Below are 19,322 nucleotides of genomic sequence, written 5' to 3'. Positions count from 1 at the left end.
CTGCTCAGCTCGCGGGTGTCGTCAGTCGGTGGTGGCGACGGAACACCGTCCAGTAGAAGATCCCGATCATGACGCCGCCGCCGACGATGTTCCCGAGCGTGACGGGCAGCAGGTTGTGCCCGAGGAAGTGCGGGATCGTCAGGCTGGCGAACTCCTGCTCGTCGAGCCCGGTGGCGGTCCAGAAATCGGAACCTGCGGTGTCCTTGATGAGCACGGCGAGCGGCAGCAGGAACATGTTGGCCACGCAGTGCTCGAACCCCGCGGCGATGAACAAGGCGATTGGCAGCGTGACCGCCACGATCTTGTCGGTGACCGTCCGCCCGGCGTAGGCGGCCCACACGGCGAGGCACACCAGGAGGTTGCACAGGATGCCCAGGACGAAAGCCTGGAGGAACGTGTGGTGCATCTTGCCGAGCGCCGTGCTCAGCACGACGGCACCCCAGGCGTCATTCGCGTTGTGCCAGGTGCCACCGACGTAGATCAGGGCGACCATCGTCAGGGCGCCCAGGAAGTTCGCGCCGTACACGATGCCCCAGTTGGTCAGGAGCTGAGACCAGCTGATGCGGCCCGCGGCGCGCGCCGTGAGCGTCAGCGTGGACGACGTGAACAGCTCCGCTCCGGTCAGCACGACCAGCGCCAGGCCGGTGGAGAACGCGATCCCACCGACCAGTCGTCCGATCCCGTACGGCATGTTCTCGGCGCCTACCTGCGTGGTGAGGTAGAAGACGAAGCCGAGGGCGATGTACCCGCCCGCGGTCAGCCCCAGCATGAACGACTTCAGGGGCACGCCCGTCGCCTTCGCGTGCGCGGCGTCCTCTGCCGCGCGGGCCATCTCGGCAGGCGTGAGCATCGGGCTTGGCTGAGGCTCGGACATCTGTCCTCCTGTCTCGGGTGACACGCCGTCATGATCTGAGGTGAAGTCTCGCGCGGCCCATTCGGAATCTACGCGGTCGTAGCGTCGGCGCCCGCCGGCCGCACGACCGTCGGCGAGCTCGACCTCGACGGGGGACCTCGTCGACGGCCGCGCCTGACGGGCGGTTCGCCCTACGCGCCGAACCAGCGCTCCACCTGGTCGATGATGGCGGCGTCGAACCGGTCGTCGCTGTGCCGTGCGCGCAGCCACTGCGCGAAGCTGCCCCCCGCGGCCACGTCCGCCTCCCGGCGGCATGCGTCCGGCTCGGTGAGGGCCCGCAGCAGCATCGCCTCCGCCTCCGCGGTCGTCCGGTACAGGAACGGGTACGCCGGCGGCAGGATCGCTCTGGCCCAGGGACGGTCCGGCAGCACGCCGACCGCGCCCGCGACGAGCGCCTCGATGTACTCGAGGCCGTAGGACTCGTCCTTCGCCGTCGCAAGGAACGCGGTCGTGCGTGCGAGGGCCGCCCAGTAGTCCTCCCGGGAGGAGGTCAGCGGGCCGACCCACGCCCAGTCGCGCAGGGACAGGCGCATCGCCGTCTCGGACGCGAGGTGCGACTCGTGCAGGCGTGCCTCGACACGCAGCGGCGTGCGCCGTGCCAGGCGCTCGAGCACGTCGAGGAACACCTGGGGCTGCTTGCGCTCGGACAGGTAGATCGCCGGGTAGAGGACGACCGGGACGTCCGGGTCCCGACGTGGGAGCACGTGGTCCAGCCGGATCCCGAGGTTCACCCACGCCACGTCGGCCTTCTCGGCCAGGGCCGGGATGGTCCAGCGGTCGACGATCTCGTGCACCTCCCCGGCGGTCCGCTCCGAGTTGGCGAACGTGGGGAACAGCGCGCACGAGAGCGCGACCGCCGCGCGTTCGACCGGGTCGGTGATGCTCGACGTGTTCTTCCAGACGAAGTTCATGAGCCGCGGGTCACGCCCCGAGCGCGCGAGCGCCCGCCAGATCGTCATGGACTCGAGCGCCGCCATGTTGATCACGACGTGCTCGGCCGGGTCGACGAGCTCGAGCGGACGCACCGCGAAGCCCACGCACCCGCGGGGCACGTCACCGATCAGGAGCGACCCCGGGAAGATCCGCAGCAGCCGCCGGACGAGGGTCGAGCCCGCGTCGTGGTCCGCGACGTGACCGCTGGGGTCGACGCGCGCGTCCGGGTAGTGGATCGCGACCTTCACCGGTCACCCACCATCGTCTCGACGAGCCGGTTGTCGGTCGTCTCAGCCGGCACGTCGTCGGCGTCGGGTGCGCTGTCGTCGTCGCCCGGCTCGTTCGGCAGGTCCCCGTCGGAGAGGGCGGCCTTGATCCGCATGCCGTAGAACGAGCGGTAGACGAAGAAGGCGGACGCCCCGAAGAACAGCGCGGACAGCCACGCGACCAGGGTGTGCCGCCCGTCGTCGACGAGCTGGACCGAGAGCTGCACCGCCAGCAGGCCGAACAGCGTCGTGAACTTGATCACCGGGTTCAGGGCGACCGACGAGGTGTCCTTGAACGGGTCGCCGACCGTGTCGCCGATGATCGTCGCGTCGTGCAGCGCGGTGCCCTTGGCGTGCAGGTCGATCTCGACGATCTTCTTCGCGTTGTCCCACGCACCACCCGCGTTCGCCATGAAGAACGCCTGGTAGAGACCGAACAGTGCGATGGAGATCAGGTAGCCGATGAAGAAGTACGGCTCGACGAACGCGAAGGCCAGGGTCGCGAAGAACACCCCGAGGAACATCGTGAGCATGCCTTGCTGTGCGTACTGGGTGCAGATCTCGACGACCCGGCGCGAGTCCGCCTCGCTGGCCTTGGTGACGCCGTCGAGCTTGATGGAGGTGCGGATGAACTCGACGGCCCGGTAGGCGCCCGTGGTGACGGCCTGGATGGAGGCTCCCGTGAACCAGAAGATCACCGCGCCGCCCATGACGAGGCCGAGCAGGAACGGCGGGTGCAGCAGGGAAAGGTTCTGCAGCCCGGTGGTCAGGCCGTCGGTGAGGCCCATGATGATCGAGAAGATCATCGTCGTGGCGCCGACGACCGCGGTGCCGATGAGCACCGGCTTGGCGGTCGCCTTGAACGTGTTCCCGGCGCCGTCGTTCTCCTCGAGCATGGTCTTGGCGCGGTCCCACTCGGGCGTGAGACCGTGGTCCGCGGCGAGCTCGCCCTCGATGCCGTCGACCTCCTCGATCATCGACAGCTCGTACACGCTCTGCGCGTTGTCCGTCACGGGCCCGTAGGAGTCCACGGCGATCGTCACGGGCCCCATGCCGAGGAAGCCGAACGCGAGCAGCCCGAACGCGAACACTGCGGGCGCCAGCATCAGCGCCGACAGCCCGATCCCGGACAGCAGGTACGCGCCGCCCATGAGTCCCACGATCGTGACGCCGAGCCAGTAGGCGGAGAAGTTGCCGGCGACGAGCCCCGACAGGATGTTGAGCGACGGGCCGCCCTCACGTGAGCTCATGACGACCTCGCGCACGTGGCGGGAGCCCGTCGACGTGAACGCCTTGACCAGCTCGGGGATCACGGCGCCGGCAAGCGTGCCGCACGCGACGATCGTCGCGAAGACCCACCAGTGGTCGGCCGTCGGTCCCGTGCCGAGGATGACGTACGTCGTCGCGTACGTCGCCGCGATGCAGACGGCCGACGTGACCCAGACCAGCGACGTCAGCGGCGTCTCGAAGTTCATGCGGGTCGCGTCACGGTACTGGCGGCGGACCCACGCGTCGTTGACGAGGTAGGACACGACGGACGCGACGATCATGACCGCGCGAAGGGCGAACATCCAGACCAGGAGGGTGGCCTGGACGCCCGGGTCGTGGACGCCCAGCAGGACGAACGTCACGAGCGCGACACCGGTCACGCCGTACGTCTCGAACCCGTCGGCGCTCGGGCCCACCGAGTCGCCCGCGTTGTCACCCGTGCAGTCGGCGATGACACCGGGGTTGCGGGCGTCGTCCTCCTTGATCTTGAACGCGATCTTCATCAGGTCCGAGCCGATGTCCGCGATCTTGGTGAAGATGCCTCCCGCGATGCGCAGGGCAGCCGCGCCGAGCGACTCGCCGATCGCGAAGCCGATGAAGCACGCACCCGCGACCTCGCGGGGGAGGAACAGCAGGATGACCAGCATCATCAGGAGCTCGAGGCTGATCAGGACCATCCCGATCGACATGCCCGACTTCAGCGGGATCCTGTGCACGGGCAGCGGGCGACCGCGCAGCGCCGCGAACGAGGTGCGCGAGTTGGCGAACGTGTTGACCCTGATGCCGAACCAGGCGACCGCGTAGGAGCCGGCCATCCCGAGCAGGCTGAACGCGATGACGATCGCGACGCGGCTCCAGGGGAAGTCGATGAGGAAGCGGTAGTACACGACGATCACCGCGGCGATGAAGGCCCACAGCATCATCAGGAACCGGCCCTGCTTGACGAGGTAGGCCTTGCACGTCGAGTAGATGAGCTCGGAGACCTCGAGCATCGACGCGTGGACCGGCATCCGGCGCAGCTGGACGAACGCGAGCATCCCGAAGCCGAGCCCGAGCACGCACACGACGAGCCCCACCCCGAGCAGCAGAGCGCCGGAGACGCCGCCGGTGACGGTCACCGACCAGAGGTCGGGGAGCACCAGGTTCGCCTCGCCGCCGGAGCCGGTGCCGGGTGGCGCCGCGGCCGTCGAGGAGAACGTGGTCCAGGCGGTCGCGGCGGTCAGCACGGGGTCCCCGATTCTGTGTGGGTGTGGTCCTCCCCGAAGGTTGTCGGCTCGCTGACCTGCAGGACCAGGGCCGTCCGGCCCTGCTCCGGCGGTGGCCGTCGAGGCATGATGACCGGATCGGCACAGCCCTGTCGTACCGCCGCCCGGCCCAGCGACGGCAGGTCGTCGACGCCCCGCGGGTCAGCCCTGCTGCGGCGCAGTCCCCGTCAGGCCGGGGGAGTACCGCTCGTATCCGGCCCGCAGGACGACCGTGCCGTCAGCGACCCACCGGACGTCCGACCAGTGCACCAGGAACGTGCCCCGGTGCCGCCACCGGAACCAACGCGCCAGGAGCGCCGGAGCGCGCACCCCGTTGCGCTCGTACCCGAGGAACGACGTGGCGGTGCGCGGGCTGACCAGCAGCCCGTGCAGGCGGGGGGCGGCCAGCAGGCCGTCGATCGGTCCGTCGAGCGCGAACCGGGCGTCGACGACGAACCCGAGGCCCCGACCGTCGGCGTCGGTCACCCGCGCGTCGAGGAGGTCACCCAGGATCATGGCGGCCTCCGGGGAGTCGTCCGATGACGTGGTCGCGTACCCATCGCTCGGTCCAGGTGACGTCCAGGGCGTCGCCGTGGACGCCGAGCCGCACGGTGGTCCCGACGTCGGTGACGTGCGTCCAGCGGATGCGGTGCCAGCGTGACGCGGGCGGCCGTCCGCCGAGGACGCGGGTTGCCAGGACCGCGCCCGAGAGCAGCGAGGTGACGACGGCGGTCTGGGTGCCGTCGGGTCGGTCGCTGCCGTCGAGCCCGTGGATCTCGAGGTCGTCGACGGTGCAGGTCGGGACACCGTCGACGTCGAGAACCTGCCGGTCGAGCAGGTGCAGGCGCGCGTCCAGGATGCGGCCGGGTGGACGCTCGTCGGGTGGGAGGCTCATGAGCCCGCTCCTGTGGCGATCATCAGGGGGATCGCGGCGACGGACGCCGCCACGATGATGACGAGGTACACCAGCGCCAGCGCGTTGGTGGCCCGCCCGTTGACGTGCTTGCCCATGTACTCGGGGTCGTTGGCGATGACGAGGATCGGGAGGTAGGTCAGCGGCAGGGCGATCGCCGAGAACACCACGGAGAACTCGGTGATCGCGATCGGGTCCACGCTCGTCATGAGCACGCCGACGGCGACGAGGATGCAGACGATCATCGTCAGGTGGAAGCGTGCCGCCCGGGCCGGGCGGCGGAACTTCCCCCAGGACCAGCCCATGAACTGTGCGAGCGTGTACCCGCTCGACAGGGACGTCTCGAGCGCTGCGCCGAAGGTCGCGGCGACGATGCCCACGATGACGACGGCGAGCGCGAGCTTTCCGCCGGCCAGCGCGACGGGCAGCACGATCTGCGACAGCGACGAGACCTCGATCCCGGCGGGGAGGAAGACGATCGCAGCGCACGCGGCGATGGCCACCGACAGGATGCCGCCGAACGGGAAGCCGACGAGCACGTTGAGCCGAGACTGTGCGAGGTCCTTGGCCGACCACCGCTCCTCCACGGCGCCCGACGAGAAGAAGAACACCTCGTAGGGGGTCATCGCCGCTCCGAAGAGCGCGATCGCGTAGTACCAGTACACGTCGCGCCCCTCGTTCGCGGGGACGCCCGGGTGGAAGGTCTGGTCCGCGAGCGTGCTCCAGTCCGGACCGAGCAGGAAGACCGTGACGGCGAACACGACGAGCGTGAGACCGACCAGACCCGTGACGTTCTCCATGATGGAGAACTTCGTGCGCCACACGACGAGCCAGACCGCCAGGCCCGCGACGGGGATCCACAGGCGCGGTTCGACGCTGCTGGCCAGCTGGAGCGCAAGGGCGATGCCGCCGACCTCCGCCGTGAGGGTCAGCAGGTTGATCAGGAAGCTGGCGGTGAGGTTGGCGCCCGCCGCGCGTGGGCCGAGGCGTTCGCGGATGATCTCGAAGGTCGCCCGCCCGCTCACTGCGGCGACCCGCCCGGACATGCTCGCGAACAGGCAGATCCCGATCACACCCACGACCACGACCCACGCGAGGGACAGTCCGAACCGTGACCCCACGACCGCGTTGGTCACCAGGTCGCCGATGTCGAGGAACCCACCGATGGCGGTCAGGATGCCGAGCGCGAGTCCGAGGACCTTCTTCACGTGCCGCTCGCCTGCTCGAGCGTCGCGCTCATCGCGTCCAGGGTGGCCGCGCTGTCGTCGAGCGCGGCTGCCGTCGCTTCCTCGCTCGTCGTCGCGCCGTTCGCCCACGCGCGGGCGCCTGCGACAGCGACCTGCGCCGACTGGACGGCCTCCAGGGCGTCGTCCTGCCACCGGGAGCCGGTCGGGTCGGCCGGTACCAGCGTGACCACCGCGTCCGCGGCCTCGGCGAGGACGCGGATCGAGTCCAGGAGCGCGGTGTCAGCGACTGGAGCCGTGACGTCCTCGTCGCCCAGCAGCCGGACGGACAGCTGTGCGGTCTGCACCGCCGACGAGGCCTGCGCGACAGGGTCGACGAGTGCTCGGGCATCGTCCACCCGGGTCCCCGTGGAACCGACGGCGCACCCCGCGAGGAGCGCGACGCTGAGCAGGAGGCCCGCTCTCGACCGGATGGTCTGCACCGATGCATGGTCGCGTGTCCGCGGGGCGCCTGCATCTCGACCAGCACGGTCGTGGGCCTCCGACGTGCGGCGGCGCCTCGGCGGGTCGACGATGCTTGTGTCCCGATCAAGGAGCGGTAGGGGCCCGAAGGCGACCCCCCGGTCGCCCCGTCTCGAAGGACACGGCCATGGCTCTGTGGCTCATCCTCATCGTCGTCGGTGTCGTCATGATCGTCCTCGGCGTTGCCGTCGCCGCGGCGAAGGTCCTGCTGTGGGTCGGTATCGCGCTCCTGGTGATCAGCCTCATCGGCTGGTTGTTCGGGCGCGGCCGGGCACGGGTCTGACGCCGGTACCCTCGGTCGGGCTCCGCACCCTCGGCGGTGCTGGTGGCTCGACCCTGACGCAGGGGGTGACTCAGGCAGCCGGTGGTGCCCGGCCGGGCACCACCGACCGCCCTCGAGGGCTCAGGCGCGCATGTCCATGACGACGCGACCGTCGATCTCGCCGGCGAGCATCTCGGCGAAGATCGCGTTGATGTCGTCGAGCGGGCGGACGGTGTACGTCGGGTGGATCAGTCCGCGCGCGTAGAAGTCGAGCGCCTCGGCCATGTCCTTGCGGGTGCCGACGATCGAGCCACGCACCGTCAGGCCGAACAGGACCGTCGTGAAGATGTCGAGCGGGAACTGGTCCGGCGGGAGCCCGACCAGAGACACCGTGCCACCGCGTCGCAGGGCGCCGACGGCCTGCGGGAAGGCGTGCGCGTTGACGGCGGTCACGAGCGCACCGTGCACGCCGCCGGTGAGCTCCTGCAGCCTCGCCGCCGGGTCAGCCTCGGTCGCGGCGTTGACCACGACCTCGGCGCCGTGCTTGGTCGCGAGCGCGAGCTTCGTGTCGTCGACGTCGATCGCTGCGACCCTGCGGCCCATCGCGACCGCGTACTGGACCGCGAGGTGCCCGAGCCCGCCGATGCCGGAGACCAGGACCCACTCTCCGGGCTTGGTGTCCGTCATCTTCAGGCCCTTGTAGACCGTCACCCCGGCACACAGGACGGGCGCCGCGCCCACGGGGTCGACGTCTGCGGGCAGGACGGGGCAGTACCGCGCGTCCACGACCATGTACTGACCGAACGACCCGTCCACCGAGTAGCCGCTGTTCTGCTGGCTCGGGCAGAGCGTCTCCCAGCCCGTCTCGCAGTACTCGCACTCCCCGCACGCGGACGCGAGCCAGGCGTTGCCGACCAGGTCCCCGACCGCGACGCGGCTCACGGCATCGCCGACGGCCACGACGTGCCCGACCCCCTCGTGCCCGGGGATGAAGGGCGGGGCGGGCTTGACCGGCCAGTCTCCACGGGCAGCATGCAGATCCGTGTGGCACACCCCTGAGTAGTCGACCCGGACCAGCGCTTCGTTCGGACCGACCGCGGGCATGGCGACCTCCGCGATGTCGAGGTCCGTGGTGAACGACCGGACGACGCCGGCCCTCATGGTTTCCATGGTGCGCACTCCTCGATGAGTAGACGCCCGGTCACGGGCAGCCCGCGGCATTGCGGGCTCCCTCGATCGTTCTCCGGGCCTGCACACGTCGATAGGGCCGGAAGACCCGCGCTCGCAGGGCACCGAGAAGGGCGTCGCCGAGGGGGACCGGTTCAGGTTCGCGACGAGGTCGGCGGGTCGGGCGTGGACGTGCCCTTCGCGTCGGGCTGGTGAGCACCGTGGGACGAGCGCAGGGCGCGCCCGAGGCGCACGTCCTCCTCGTGCTTGGCGCGGTGCTTGTCGCTCGCCCGGGTGTCGCGCGGCGGGAGCTGGATGGTCTCCTCGGCCTCGATGCCGGCCTGCAGCTGACGGCCTCGCTCGAGCTCTGCGTCGAGCTCCGCCCCGAACATGAGCGCGAGGTTGGTGATCCACAGCCAGAGCAGGAAGACGATGACACCGGCCAGGGAGCCGTAGGTCTTCTCGTAGTTCCCGAACGTGGTCACGTAGACGCCGAGCGCGACCGAGGCCAGGACCCAGACGATGACGGCCACCAGCGCGCCCGGGCTGAGCCAGCGGAACTTCGGTTGCCGGACGTTGGGCGCCCAGTGGTAGAGGAGCGCGATCGCCGTCACGACCAGCAGGACGACCACGGGCCACTTGACGATGTCCCACACCGTGACGGCGGTGTCGCTGAGGCCGACGATGCTGCCGATCGAACGAGCCACACCGCCCGAGAGCACGGCCGCGGCCACGACCGCCACGGCGACGAGCACCAGGCCGATCGTCACTGCCAGCAGGACGGGGCGCAGCTTCCAGATCGGCCGTCCCTCGTCGATGTCGTACACGCGGTTCATACCCCGGCTGAACGCCGCCACGTAGCCCGACGCCGACCAGAGCGCCACGACCAGGCCGACGACGAACGTCACGCCGGCGGCGGGCGCCTCCGTGAGCCGCGTGAGGATCGGCTCGATGGTCTCCACCGCCGACTTCGGGCCGACGTCACCGACGATGTCGAGGATCCGGTTGATCGCCTGTGCCGGGTCGGACACCAGCCCGAGGACGGAGACGACCGCGAGCAGTGCGGGCGCGATCGCGAGCACGGCGTAGTACGTCAGGGCGGCCGCGACGTCGGTGCACTGGTCGTCGAGGAACTCTCGCAGCGTCGTGCGAAGGACGTACCTCCACGAGCGCTTCGTGAGGTCGCCGGGTGAGCGGGGCTTGCGCGGGTCGTCCGGCTCGGGCGCGCTCGCCCTGTCGACGCTCCGCGTGCCGCGGGTCTGGGGTGCAGTCATCGGTGCTCCTTGATCCGACCGCGTGGCGGACGCACGTCCTCGGGCGTCCGCCACGCGGCTCTCAGTGGCCGTCCGGGCCGAACGGGCCTGCGGCTCGGACGTTGGTGGTGGCCGCCGAGGCGGCGTCGGCCGGCGGTGCCGGCTGGTCCCTCGCAGACGGCGCGAGCCGCTGTTCCTGACGACTTCGCGGCAGCAGCGAGGACGCGAGCCAGCCCACGCCGAACGCGACGAGCCCGGCGGCCAACGGGTTGTCCCGTGCCCCGGACCGCGCGGCGTCGGGCAGGCCGCTCGCCTTCTCGCCGAGCGAGGAGGCCGCGGAACCCGTCGCACCGGTGCCATCGGACGGGCCTGCGACGATGCGGTTCTTGAGGCCGAGGAACGTCTCGTGGACCCTCTCGCCCTGACGTCGTGCGACGTTGACGGGCCTCACCCTCTCCGTGAGTGCATCCACGTCCGAGCTCAGCTCAGACCGCGTGCGCGCGATGTCGTCGCGGATCCTGTCCGGATCGGTGCTCATCGGTCCTTCTCCTGGCTCACGGCCTGGCCCATGCCGACGTCCGCACCGGTGCGGTGGGCGTCACGGTAGGGACGGTCGGGACGGGTCCTGCGAGCTCGTCGGTGAACCGGGGACGGTCCTGCGCCGGGTCGGCGTACACAGGGAGGTCGTCGTCCTCGGTCCGGTGACGCGGTGTGCCCTCGGTCGAGCGAGCGGACGGCGCATCCTTGAGCCCCCTGGTGAGCCGACCGAGCACCACTCCTGCACCCGCGGCCAGGAGAAGGAACGAGCCCGGCCGACGCCGAGCGAATTGGCGGACCTCGTCGAGCACCTCGTCAGGGTCGTGCACGTCCAGCCAGCGTCCGGCGCTGTCGAGGCGGCGACCCACCTCACGGACCAGGTCCGTCGGCACCCCCTGCGCGTCGGACTGCGACGCCATCTGCGTCAGCTGGGCAGCGGCGGAGGACAGCCCCGTGGCGAGGCGGCTCTGCTGCGCGCCGGCCCGCTCCGAGAACCCGGAGCGCGCGCGGGACCAGAGGTCGGCGGCCTGGCGGGTCGTCTCGTCCGTCACCCCGGAGACCTCGGCCTTGACCTCGCCGACCATGTGCCCGCCTGCGTCGGCGGCCCTCTCCTTCAGGCCGGTCGACTCGTTCGCGGCGGTCTCGGTGGCGCCGGCCTCGGCTCGGGTGGAGCTGCTCAGGTACTCGTCAGTCATGGTGACCTCGTCTCACGTGTGCGCGGGGCGGAGCCGTCGACTCGAGGCCCGCGATGAGCGGCCCTGGAGGTCGACGCGGTCGCGAGACCTTCTGCCGCAACCATCCGCTGGGGGAGGAGCGCCGAGGCGTCCTCGGATCGATCGATCGGTGTCCGGGGGTGTGGGCACCCCGAACCTGTCCCATGCCCGGCGACGTGTCCTGTCCCGGGGCGACGTTCCAGCCGACCGGTCGCGGCGGCTCCTTCGGACGTTAGGCCGCGTCGGTCCGGCCCGCCACTCGGACGTCCGGCCCGCCACTCGGACGTCCGCCCGCCACTCGGACGTCCGCCCGCCACGCGGACGTCCGCCCGCCACGCGGACGTCCACCCTCCACGCGGACGTCCACCCGCTAGGCGACGTCGACCCGCCACGCGGACGGCCACGCGGATGCTGGCCCCGCCGTTGCGAGCGAGGACGAGTTGCGCGACGATCCGGTGAGCGGGTGGAGAAGGCGCCTGCGCCACAGGCGGCTGCTCGTTCGTCGTCGCCACCCCCGGGGAGCCGCTCGACGGTCTAGCAACGTGAAGGTCCAGCAGCGTCGCTACGGGAGCACGTGCTCCAGACCGAGGCTGCGGGGCGGGCGGTGGACGGCAGGCGAGAGCCCCCGCGTGGGACGTGCTGGAAGCCTCGTGCCGGCGAGCAGCAGGTCACTCCGCCCGCCCCGCGGCTTCCCGGACGGCCGACGTCGCCAACCGCTGCGGCCTGCCTCAGGCCCAACCGCTGCGGCCTGCCTCAGGCCCAACCGCTGCGGCCTGCCTCACGCGCAGCACCGCTCCGCCTGCCTCAGGCGGAGCACTGCTGCCTCCTGCTTCAGGCGGAGCCCTGCCTCAGGCGGAGCGTTGCGACGACTCGACGCCACGCCGTGGGGACGAGACGCGAGGCTGCGGGGACGACTCGCCGGACGACTCGGTCCGGGACCGATGGATGGTCGGCACCGCAGCGCGCGCCGCGAGGATGCCGAGCGTCGCCTCGATCTGCGTCAGGAGTGGTCCGCTGAGGTGGTGACCTGCTGCTGCTGCGTCGCGGATCTCCTCGGCGATGACCCGCAGCCGTATGTTGCGGTGCTGGGAGATCAGGGACAGGCACGCGAAGGCGAGCTCGCTGTCCACGCCGAACCCGGACATCAAGACACCCTTGGCCTGGTCGATGACGGACCGGGACTCCAGTGCGAGCGCGAGCTGGGCGTTCACGCCGTCGGCGATCGCCCGGTTCCGGGACGACGTGACGTCGACGAGCAGACCGGTCACGGTGCCGTCGACGAGGGAGTCGACGGCCAGCGTCACGGTCCGGGTCTTGCCGCCCAGGTCGACCAGGCGGTACTCGCAACCCGTCGGCTCGAACCGCCCCGCGTTGAAGACGTGCTCGACGAGCGGACGGTCGTCGGGGTGCACGTGTCGCAGGAAGAGCGCCGGGGTCGGGACGACCTCACCGGGCTCCATGCCGTGCAGGGCGAACATCCCGTCCGACCACGACCATCGCTCGTTCCCGGGCTCGATGCTCATGCGACCGGTCGGCGCGGCCGGAGCCGTCTTCGTGGCCGACAGTGCCATGTCGGGGTTCATCGTGGCTTCCTCCTTGTCGCCCGCAGGTCGCCTGGTGAGGTGCCTGTGACCCGCGGGTGCGAGCCATGTGGCATCGCATCGGGACGACCGGCCGCGTGAGGACACGCGCGGTCAGGTGCCGGTACCGCCAGGCTCGGGTCGGCGACCGCTCTCGTCGGGCGTCGCTTGCCGTGGTGCCTCGCGACCTCGCTCGGCGGTGCGCACGGGGGTGAGCACCGTGGCCTACGTCCGGCGACGCTTCCTGTCCCGAACCCCTGTGCCGGACCGTGAAACGTCCAGCAGATCGGAGGCTAGGCCACCCTCAGGTCGGGCGCCACTCGAACGCTAGGCGCGCTCCTGGAAGGTGTCCGCCTCGCTGGGAGCGCGCCCCGTGACGCCCTCGATGATGGCGGCCGCAACCTCTCGGAGCTTGACCTTGCGGTGCCGGGACGCGCTGCGCAGGATCGACATTGCGTCCTCGACGGAGCAGCGGTTCTCGGCCATGATGACGCCGATCGCCTGGTCGATCACGGCGCGTGAGACGAGCGCGGCCCGCAGGTCGGCGTTCAGCTCCGCCTGATCGGCGGCGCGCAGGCTGAGGGTCATGGCACGGGCGACCTCGTCCGCGTAGATGTCGGCGACCACGACTGCGGCCTCGTCCCACGCGTTCGACTCCGTGGAGTACAGGTTCAAGGCGATGTCGGCACCCGGGCGCACGGGCCGGGGGAGGGCAGCCGCCGAGGAGTACCCGTGCTGCTGGCTGGCCTCTCGCCAGGCCGGCCAGCGGGTCTCCCGCGCGAGATCGGGGACGTGAACGGTCTGCCCGAGATCGATCGAGCTCAGGCAGGGACCCTCGGCGGCGGCGTACTCGATCAGGTCGCACTCGGCTGCGCGCGGGTCGCTCGCCGCTACCAACGTGGCACGGCCGTCACGGCGGAGCGTGATGGTTGCGGAGGTCGCAGACCCGACGCGCTGGGCCGCGGCCCGGGCAACGCCTTCGAGGAACTCCTCGATGCCGGCCGTGTCGAGCAGGACGTCCTGGAGCGCGGTGATCGCGGCCGTGCGAATGTCGTCCATCGTGCGGGTGTCGTCCATCGTCGATCGCCTTCCGTCGTGCTGGAGCACGGTCCTCTCTTGTGCCCACTGCCGCGCTCTGTGCAGGTGCGCCGAGCGCCTGCTCGGCCAAAGTTCGACGGTACGCCACCCGGGTCCCGCGTGCGGCTCGGAAGCCGAGCGGCACCGCTGCGCGAGCGGTCCGCGACCGCTGCGGATGCGCGTTCACGGCGCGGGTGCGACCGTCGATCGGTGACACGATTTGGCTACACGCTGATGACCGAGCAGTCCGGACCGAAGGACCTGGTCCGCTACTCCATCGCCGCTGAGCGCCTCGGGTTCGACTTCGAGGTGGCCAGCGACCACTACTTCCCCTGGCTGGACGCGCAGGGTCATGCACCGTACGCCTGGTCGTTGCTGGGCGCCGTCGCGCAGGCGACGCAGTCGGTGGAGCTGATGACCTACGTGACCTGTCCGACCCTGCGGTACCACCCAGCCGTCGTCGCGCAGAAGGCCGCGACGCTCGGGGTGCTCTCCGACGGTCGGTTCCAGCTCAACGTCGGCGCGGGGGAGAACCTCAACGAGCACGTGGTCGGCGAGCGCTGGCCCGCGGTCGGTGAGCGCCACGACCTGCTCGAGGAGGCCGTGGAGATCATCCGTGCCCTGCTGACGGGCGACCGCGTGAACTACGCGGGGAACTACTTCCAGGTGGACTCGGCGAAGGTCTGGGACCTGCCTGACGAGCCGATCCAGATCGGCGCGGCCGTGTCCGGACCTGACTCGATCGCCCGGTTCGCGACGCTCGCCGACCATCTCGTGGCCGTCGAGCCGGATGCCGACGCCGTCCGGGCGTGGGACGACGCGCGCGGTGACGCGCTGCCCGAGACACGGAAGATCGGTCAGGTCCCGATCAGCTGGGACCGCGACAAGGACCGGGCGGTGGCCCGCGCCCACGAGCAGTTCCGCTGGTTCGCGGGCGGCTGGAAGGTGAACGCCGACCTGCCGACGACCGAGGCGTTCGAGGCCGCGAGCCAGTTCGTGCGGCCCGAGGACGTCGCGGAGCAGATCGCCTGCGGTCCGGACCTCGACGCGATCGTCGAGTCCGTGTCCCCGTACTGGGAGGCCGGGTTCACCGACGTCGCGATCGTCCAGGTCGGTGACGAGGGCCAGGACGAGTTCCTGGAGAAGGCCGCTGGGCCGCTGCTCGAGCGCCTGCGCAGCGCAGCACCCACGAGCTGAGGGAGGAAGCGTCATGGCTGTGACCGCATTCGGGGACCTTCCCCTGGCCGACCGCGACCGTGCGTGGGACGGCGCCGCCGCCGAGAAGCGGGTCCGGGAATGGGCCAAGGCGACGGACGAGCCGAACGAGAAGTACCGCGACGCGCACGTCTGGTACGACGCCGAGGCCAAGGAGAACTTCACCGCCTACAAGCTGCTCATCGCGGACGTCGTGGACGGCAGGCTCGAGGCCGTGCCGCGGGGAGTCTTCGCGGCGGCCGCGGTGATGCAGGGCTCCCGCGGTGGGGTGGACGTCCCGGACAAGGATCGCGACCGCATCAAGAGCCACCTGGCGAAGTACTACGCGAAGCTGCAGGAGACTCCGCCCTGGGACGACTGAGCTCACTCCTCTCGGGTGACGTCTCCTGCGCGCTTGTCGGGGCGCAGACCGCGCCAGGCCGGGTGGCGCAGCCGGCCGTCGCTCGTCCACTCGGTGAAGGCCACCTCGCCGACGACCACCGGGCGCACCCAGTGGACCCCGCGCGACTCGGCGGCCGGCAGGTGCTCGCGGAAAGGGGATGCTGCGACCTCCAGCGGCGTGAGCTGCGCCAGCAGCTGATCGAGCGACGACCTCGTGAACCCGGTGCCCACACGGCCCGCCGGTAGGAGCCGGCCGTCCTCGTGGACGCCGAGCACGAGCGAGCCGATCGTCTCGGCGCGGCTTCCCTGGCCGGGGCGCCACCCCGCGACAACCACCTCCTGCATCCGGACGTGCTTGATCTTCGTCCAGTCCGGGGACCGGGCGCCCGGGCGGTACGGTGCCGACCGCTTCTTGGCCAGGACACCCTCGAGCCGGTTCGCCCTGCTCGCCGCGAGAACGTCGGCGCCGGGCCCGTCGAAGGAGGGGGGTGTCTGCCACGAGCCTCCTGCCAGCCCGAGCCCTGTGAGAAGTCGGCGGCGCTCGTCGTAGGGAAGCCCGACGGTCGACCGCCCGTCGAGGTGGAGCACGTCGAACACCAGGTACACGACCGGCACGTCCCGCGCGAGGCGACGAGCAGCGCTCGCGTCCGCGACGTGCATGCGTCGCTGGAGCCGGCCGAAGTCGGGCGCGCCACCTGCGTCGAAGGCCACGAGCTCGCCGTCGAGAACCGCGGACGTCGATCCGAGCTGCTCGCCGAGCGCCGCGACCTCGGGGTAGGACCGGGTGATGTCGAGGTCGTTGCGGGACATCAGCCGGACGCGTCCTGCAGCGACGTAGGCGACAGCGCGGACGCCGTCCCACTTCATCTCGTAGGCCCAGCCCGTCTCGACGCCAGGGAGCTCGCCCGGCACCGCGAGCATCGGTCGCACGAGGTCCGGGAGTGGCTCTCGGTCCGTCCGGTGCACCATCAGCGCTTCCCTCCTCCGTCCGCCACGAGTCTTCCTCGGGACCACCCGGGAGGCGAGGCGGCGAGCGGCCCCCCGGACGGGTCGGCACCAGATGCATCGCCACGGGCGCTGCGACCGGCTCAACGAGCGGATCTGGTGGAAGATTGGCTGATGGTCACTTCAGAGGGTTGCGGACGGTGAACGCACGTGCCACGGTGCTTGCCGCGCTCGCCGCCACGACCGCACGCGCTCCCGCGAACCTGCCGCTGCCGGAGCGGTTGTGCCGGGCCTGCGTCGAGGTCCTCGGTGCGGACGGCGGTGCCATCACGCTCGCGTCGACGCTGCCGGAGCGGCTGACGTTGGACTCGTCGAACGGCACATCGGCCCGTATCGAGGATCTTCAGGACGTCCTGGGGGAGGGTCCCGGGCAGGACGCCTACCGCCGGGGCACGGCGGTCGTCGCGCACGTCGACGGGATTCAAGGCGGCCCGTTCCCCATGTTCACCGAGCTCGCGGGGGACATCGCCGGGCCGGTGACCGTCTGGGCGATCCCCATGCACCCAGGGGGCGCGACGATCGGCGTGATCACCCTCTACAGAGTGAGCGGCGACCTGCTGTACAGCGTCGAGGACGCGCAGTTCCTCGCAGACGCCGTCGGTGCTGCGCTGCTCGACGACTCGTCACCTGATGCCGGCGGCCGGTTCGCGAAGTGGTCCGACCGGGCTCGGGTGCACCAAGCGGTCGGGATGACGGTGGCTCAGCTGGCCATCGAGCCGGACGACGCCCTCGCCATCCTCCGCGCGCACGCGTTCGCCGAGGCCACCACCCTCGACGCGATCGCCATCGAGGTCGTGGAGCGACGACTCGACTTCAGACCAGGGGAGCAGGACGTCTTCCAGGACGAGACCCGCCCGCAGGACAGCAGTGGGAACGAGGAGACATGACGACGCGAAGCTCGACGCAGGCGCTGGCCGACGTGGCCGCCAGCCTCGTCCAGGAGCACGACACGACCACGATCCTCGCTCAGCTCGTCCAGGATGCCGCCGAGTTCGTGCCTGCCGACGCCGGCGCATTCCTCGTCCGCCTGCCGGGCGGCGCCTTCGACCTCCTGAGCTCGACCTCGCACAAGGTGAGCGCGCTCGAGCTCTTCCAGGTGCAGACGGAGGTAGGCCCGTGCGTCGACGCGTGCAACACGGGCCAGGCGACGCACGGGATCGGCCGAGACGACATCCTGGGCCGCTGGCCCGACGTGGGCCAGGCGATCCTCGACGCCGGGTTCCTCGCCGTGCACGCGTTCCCGATGGTCTGGCGAGGCAGGGCGCTGGGTGGGTTGAACCTCTTCTCGGTCGAGGCCGCGGAGCTCAGCGCCACGTCGGCTGCGCTCGCCCAGAACTTCGCCGACTACGCGACGCTCGCGATCCTGCAGCCCGAGGTCGTCGCGGAGGAGGTCCTCGCGGAACGGATGTCCGCAGCGCTCGACGGCCGGGTGGTCATCGAGCAGGCGAAGGGAGTCCTCGCGTTCCAGCAGGGGCTGGACATGGGTTCCGCCTATGAGGAGCTCGTCCGACTTTCCCGCACCCGTCGAGCCACCCTGGCCCAGGTGGCGTCGGACGTGCTCCGCGCCGCGCAGACCCGGTAGGGAGTCCGTCGAGCGACCGTCCGGGGGCGTCAACCGGCCCCGGTTCCACGAGACAGACGACACAGCAAGGAGAAGACCGTGTCTGACGAAGCGAGCGACACCCCGGTCCTGGACCTGTTGGCAACCATGACGGCGGACTCGCTCGCTGCGGCCAGCAGCCTGGACGTCGGCACGCTCATGCTCGTCCGGCTCGCCGCGCTGGTCGCGGTCGACGCCCCGGCGTTCTCCTACGCGGCCAACCTCGGTGTGGCGAGCGACGTCGGGATCGACGCCGACCAGGTCCGTGGGGTGCTGGCGGCGATCGCCCCGATCGTGGGCACCGCCCGGATCGTGGCCGCGACCGGCGAGATCGAGGACGGTCTGGCCATTGCGGTCGAGATCGCGGAGCTGGACGAGGAGGACGATCAGTAGGCGCTACGCGCCGGTCAGCCGGCAGTCAGGGCGAGCTCGACGACCTGGTACGGCTCACGCCCGGGCACGATGTTGTGCATCGTGAGGACCGCACGTCGAGGCTGGACGCGGATCTGCCAGCCCCAGTCGGGTCCCTCGTCGGCGGGGTACGTCCCGAGCAGCCGCAGCTCGTCGTCCTCGACACGGCCCGTGAAGCTCATCCAGGTCTGTCCCGTGTGCCAGGAGTCCACCCAGACGGCAGCGGCGTCGTCGGATGACCCGCCGACCAGGACGAGCCCGTCCTGGGGAGCGTCACCGTCGAACCAGGTGTAGGCGATCGAGACGAAGCGGCCCGCGGTGGGTCCGACCGTGGCCGTGGCGACCGACGACCGGTAGTCGTCGGTGGGCATCAGTCGCAGGCGGTTGGTGCCCTGCCAGCGTCCGAAGAACGGGGAGAGGTGGTCGACGACACTCATACCTGACTGTATCGAGGGAGGGACCGCGACCAGGCCACCGTGCAGGACGGCGCCACCGGCGTACGGTCGAAGAACGAGCGTGCTGCGGACGCACGCGGAGGAGGCAGAACGATGAGCACGAACACCCCACCGGTCCCTGACGACGACATGCGTGCGCACACGACCGAGCCCGCCGAGGGCGATGTCGCCCCGCCCGGGAACGAGGGTTCCGACGCCAGGCAGCACTCCACCGACCCGGCCGAGGGCGCGGACGTCACCGAGGACTGACGCGTCGAGCCACGGCCCTGGTTGCTCGTGGCTTGATGCGATGCCGCGCACCGGCCGGTTTCCCCACCAGCAGCAGCCAGGTCCGGGCTCTGGGTGCCCGACTTGCAGCACGCGGGTGACATGCAACCCTGGTCTGAGGCGTCGCCCCTCCAGCATCGGGGAGGCCGGACGCG

General features: G+C 70.8%; 22 protein-coding genes. 7 read left to right on the top strand and 15 right to left on the bottom strand.

Going from position 1 to position 19,322, the window contains the following annotated elements; genetic code table 11:
• Positions 1-4: 4 nt before the first annotated feature.
• From focA to N553_RS0118520, 7 genes are all read right to left on the bottom strand, one after another.
• The gene (gene focA, locus N553_RS0118550; RefSeq protein ID WP_028047767.1) at positions 5-874 is read right to left on the bottom strand and encodes a formate transporter FocA; all 870 of its coding nucleotides are present in this window, start codon (positions 872-874) and stop codon (positions 5-7) included.
• 170 nt (positions 875-1,044) lie between these two features.
• Entirely contained in the window at positions 1,045-2,094 is a 1,050-nt protein-coding gene (locus tag N553_RS0118545; protein WP_028047766.1) for a glycosyltransferase, read from the bottom strand.
• Entirely contained in the window at positions 2,091-4,607 is a 2,517-nt protein-coding gene (locus tag N553_RS23650; RefSeq protein ID WP_231505320.1) for a sodium-translocating pyrophosphatase, read from the bottom strand. Before N553_RS23650 ends, N553_RS0118545 begins: the two co-directional genes overlap by 4 nt.
• Before the next feature lie 180 nt (positions 4,608-4,787).
• Positions 4,788-5,141, bottom strand: a complete 354-nt coding sequence (locus N553_RS0118535) for a hypothetical protein (protein ID WP_028047765.1) — start codon at positions 5,139-5,141, stop codon at positions 4,788-4,790.
• On the bottom strand, positions 5,128-5,520 hold the full coding sequence (locus N553_RS0118530; protein ID WP_028047764.1) for a hypothetical protein: 393 nt from the start codon (positions 5,518-5,520) through the stop codon (positions 5,128-5,130). Before N553_RS0118530 ends, N553_RS0118535 begins: the two co-directional genes overlap by 14 nt.
• Positions 5,517-6,746, bottom strand: a complete 1,230-nt coding sequence (locus tag N553_RS0118525) for an NRAMP family divalent metal transporter (protein WP_028047763.1) — start codon at positions 6,744-6,746, stop codon at positions 5,517-5,519. Before N553_RS0118525 ends, N553_RS0118530 begins: the two co-directional genes overlap by 4 nt.
• Positions 6,743-7,204 (bottom strand): hypothetical protein, encoded by a 462-nt coding sequence (locus tag N553_RS0118520; RefSeq protein WP_028047762.1) that lies wholly within the window; start codon positions 7,202-7,204, stop codon positions 6,743-6,745. The genes N553_RS0118525 and N553_RS0118520 overlap by 4 nt, the downstream gene beginning before the upstream one ends.
• Positions 7,205-7,371: 167 nt before the next feature.
• On the opposite strand from N553_RS0118520, the gene N553_RS25475 reads away from it, so the two are divergent.
• Positions 7,372-7,527 carry a hypothetical protein gene (locus N553_RS25475; protein ID WP_197030133.1) on the top strand — a complete coding sequence of 52 codons (156 nt, stop codon included), beginning with the start codon at positions 7,372-7,374 and terminating at the stop codon, positions 7,525-7,527.
• Positions 7,528-7,647: 120 nt separating this feature from the next.
• Here N553_RS25475 and adhP read toward each other — a convergent pair whose 3' ends face one another.
• From adhP to N553_RS0118485, 6 genes are all read right to left on the bottom strand, one after another.
• Positions 7,648-8,667, bottom strand: coding sequence for an alcohol dehydrogenase AdhP (adhP, locus tag N553_RS0118510; RefSeq protein ID WP_197030135.1), 1,020 nt, complete (start codon positions 8,665-8,667; stop codon positions 7,648-7,650).
• A gap of 161 nt (positions 8,668-8,828) precedes the next feature.
• Positions 8,829-9,947 carry a YihY/virulence factor BrkB family protein gene (locus N553_RS23645; RefSeq protein WP_034623434.1) on the bottom strand — a complete coding sequence of 373 codons (1,119 nt, stop codon included), beginning with the start codon at positions 9,945-9,947 and terminating at the stop codon, positions 8,829-8,831.
• Between the two features lie 61 nt (positions 9,948-10,008).
• Positions 10,009-10,464 (bottom strand): DUF3618 domain-containing protein, encoded by a 456-nt coding sequence (locus tag N553_RS23640; protein ID WP_051640359.1) that lies wholly within the window; start codon positions 10,462-10,464, stop codon positions 10,009-10,011.
• A gap of 16 nt (positions 10,465-10,480) precedes the next feature.
• On the bottom strand, positions 10,481-11,158 hold the full coding sequence (locus N553_RS23635; RefSeq protein WP_051640358.1) for a hypothetical protein: 678 nt from the start codon (positions 11,156-11,158) through the stop codon (positions 10,481-10,483).
• Positions 11,159-12,024: 866 nt separating this feature from the next.
• Entirely contained in the window at positions 12,025-12,759 is a 735-nt protein-coding gene (locus N553_RS23630) for a PAS and ANTAR domain-containing protein (protein ID WP_081844763.1), read from the bottom strand.
• Between the two features lie 324 nt (positions 12,760-13,083).
• Positions 13,084-13,833, bottom strand: coding sequence for a GAF and ANTAR domain-containing protein (locus N553_RS0118485; protein WP_028047760.1), 750 nt, complete (start codon positions 13,831-13,833; stop codon positions 13,084-13,086).
• Between the two features lie 210 nt (positions 13,834-14,043).
• Between N553_RS0118485 and N553_RS0118480 the strand changes: the two genes are divergently transcribed.
• Both N553_RS0118480 and N553_RS0118475 read left to right on the top strand, forming a co-directional pair.
• Entirely contained in the window at positions 14,044-15,030 is a 987-nt protein-coding gene (locus tag N553_RS0118480) for a TIGR03557 family F420-dependent LLM class oxidoreductase (RefSeq protein ID WP_028047759.1), read from the top strand.
• Positions 15,031-15,043: 13 nt separating this feature from the next.
• Positions 15,044-15,409, top strand: a complete 366-nt coding sequence (locus tag N553_RS0118475) for a hypothetical protein (RefSeq protein WP_028047758.1) — start codon at positions 15,044-15,046, stop codon at positions 15,407-15,409.
• 2 nt (positions 15,410-15,411) lie between these two features.
• On the opposite strand, the gene ligD is transcribed toward N553_RS0118475, so the two are convergent.
• Positions 15,412-16,398 carry a non-homologous end-joining DNA ligase gene (gene ligD, locus N553_RS23625; RefSeq protein WP_051640356.1) on the bottom strand — a complete coding sequence of 329 codons (987 nt, stop codon included), beginning with the start codon at positions 16,396-16,398 and terminating at the stop codon, positions 15,412-15,414.
• 176 nt (positions 16,399-16,574) lie between these two features.
• On the opposite strand from ligD, the gene N553_RS0118465 reads away from it, so the two are divergent.
• From N553_RS0118465 to N553_RS0118455, 3 genes are all read left to right on the top strand, one after another.
• Complete coding sequence (locus N553_RS0118465; RefSeq protein ID WP_028047757.1) at positions 16,575-17,321, top strand: GAF and ANTAR domain-containing protein; 747 nt, start codon at positions 16,575-16,577, stop codon at positions 17,319-17,321.
• Positions 17,318-18,016 carry a GAF and ANTAR domain-containing protein gene (locus N553_RS23620; RefSeq protein ID WP_051640355.1) on the top strand — a complete coding sequence of 233 codons (699 nt, stop codon included), beginning with the start codon at positions 17,318-17,320 and terminating at the stop codon, positions 18,014-18,016. Before N553_RS0118465 ends, N553_RS23620 begins: the two co-directional genes overlap by 4 nt.
• Positions 18,017-18,094: 78 nt before the next feature.
• Positions 18,095-18,427, top strand: coding sequence for a hypothetical protein (locus N553_RS0118455; protein ID WP_028047756.1), 333 nt, complete (start codon positions 18,095-18,097; stop codon positions 18,425-18,427).
• Between the two features lie 14 nt (positions 18,428-18,441).
• Here the strand turns inward: N553_RS0118455 and N553_RS0118450 are convergent, their stop codons facing one another.
• Positions 18,442-18,882 carry a DUF1579 family protein gene (locus N553_RS0118450; RefSeq protein WP_034623432.1) on the bottom strand — a complete coding sequence of 147 codons (441 nt, stop codon included), beginning with the start codon at positions 18,880-18,882 and terminating at the stop codon, positions 18,442-18,444.
• A 111-nt stretch (positions 18,883-18,993) separates the two neighbouring features.
• Here N553_RS0118450 and N553_RS25470 point away from each other — a divergent pair, with 111 nt between their 5' ends.
• Positions 18,994-19,149, top strand: coding sequence for a hypothetical protein (locus tag N553_RS25470; RefSeq protein WP_197030132.1), 156 nt, complete (start codon positions 18,994-18,996; stop codon positions 19,147-19,149).
• Positions 19,150-19,322: the final 173 nt, after the last annotated feature.

Source organism: Cellulomonas sp. URHE0023, assembly GCF_000688475.1.
Lineage (GTDB): Bacteria > Actinomycetota > Actinomycetes > Actinomycetales > Cellulomonadaceae > Cellulomonas.
The sequence above is the reverse complement of the archived record's forward strand: the minus strand, read 5'-3'. Positions and strand labels throughout refer to the sequence as shown.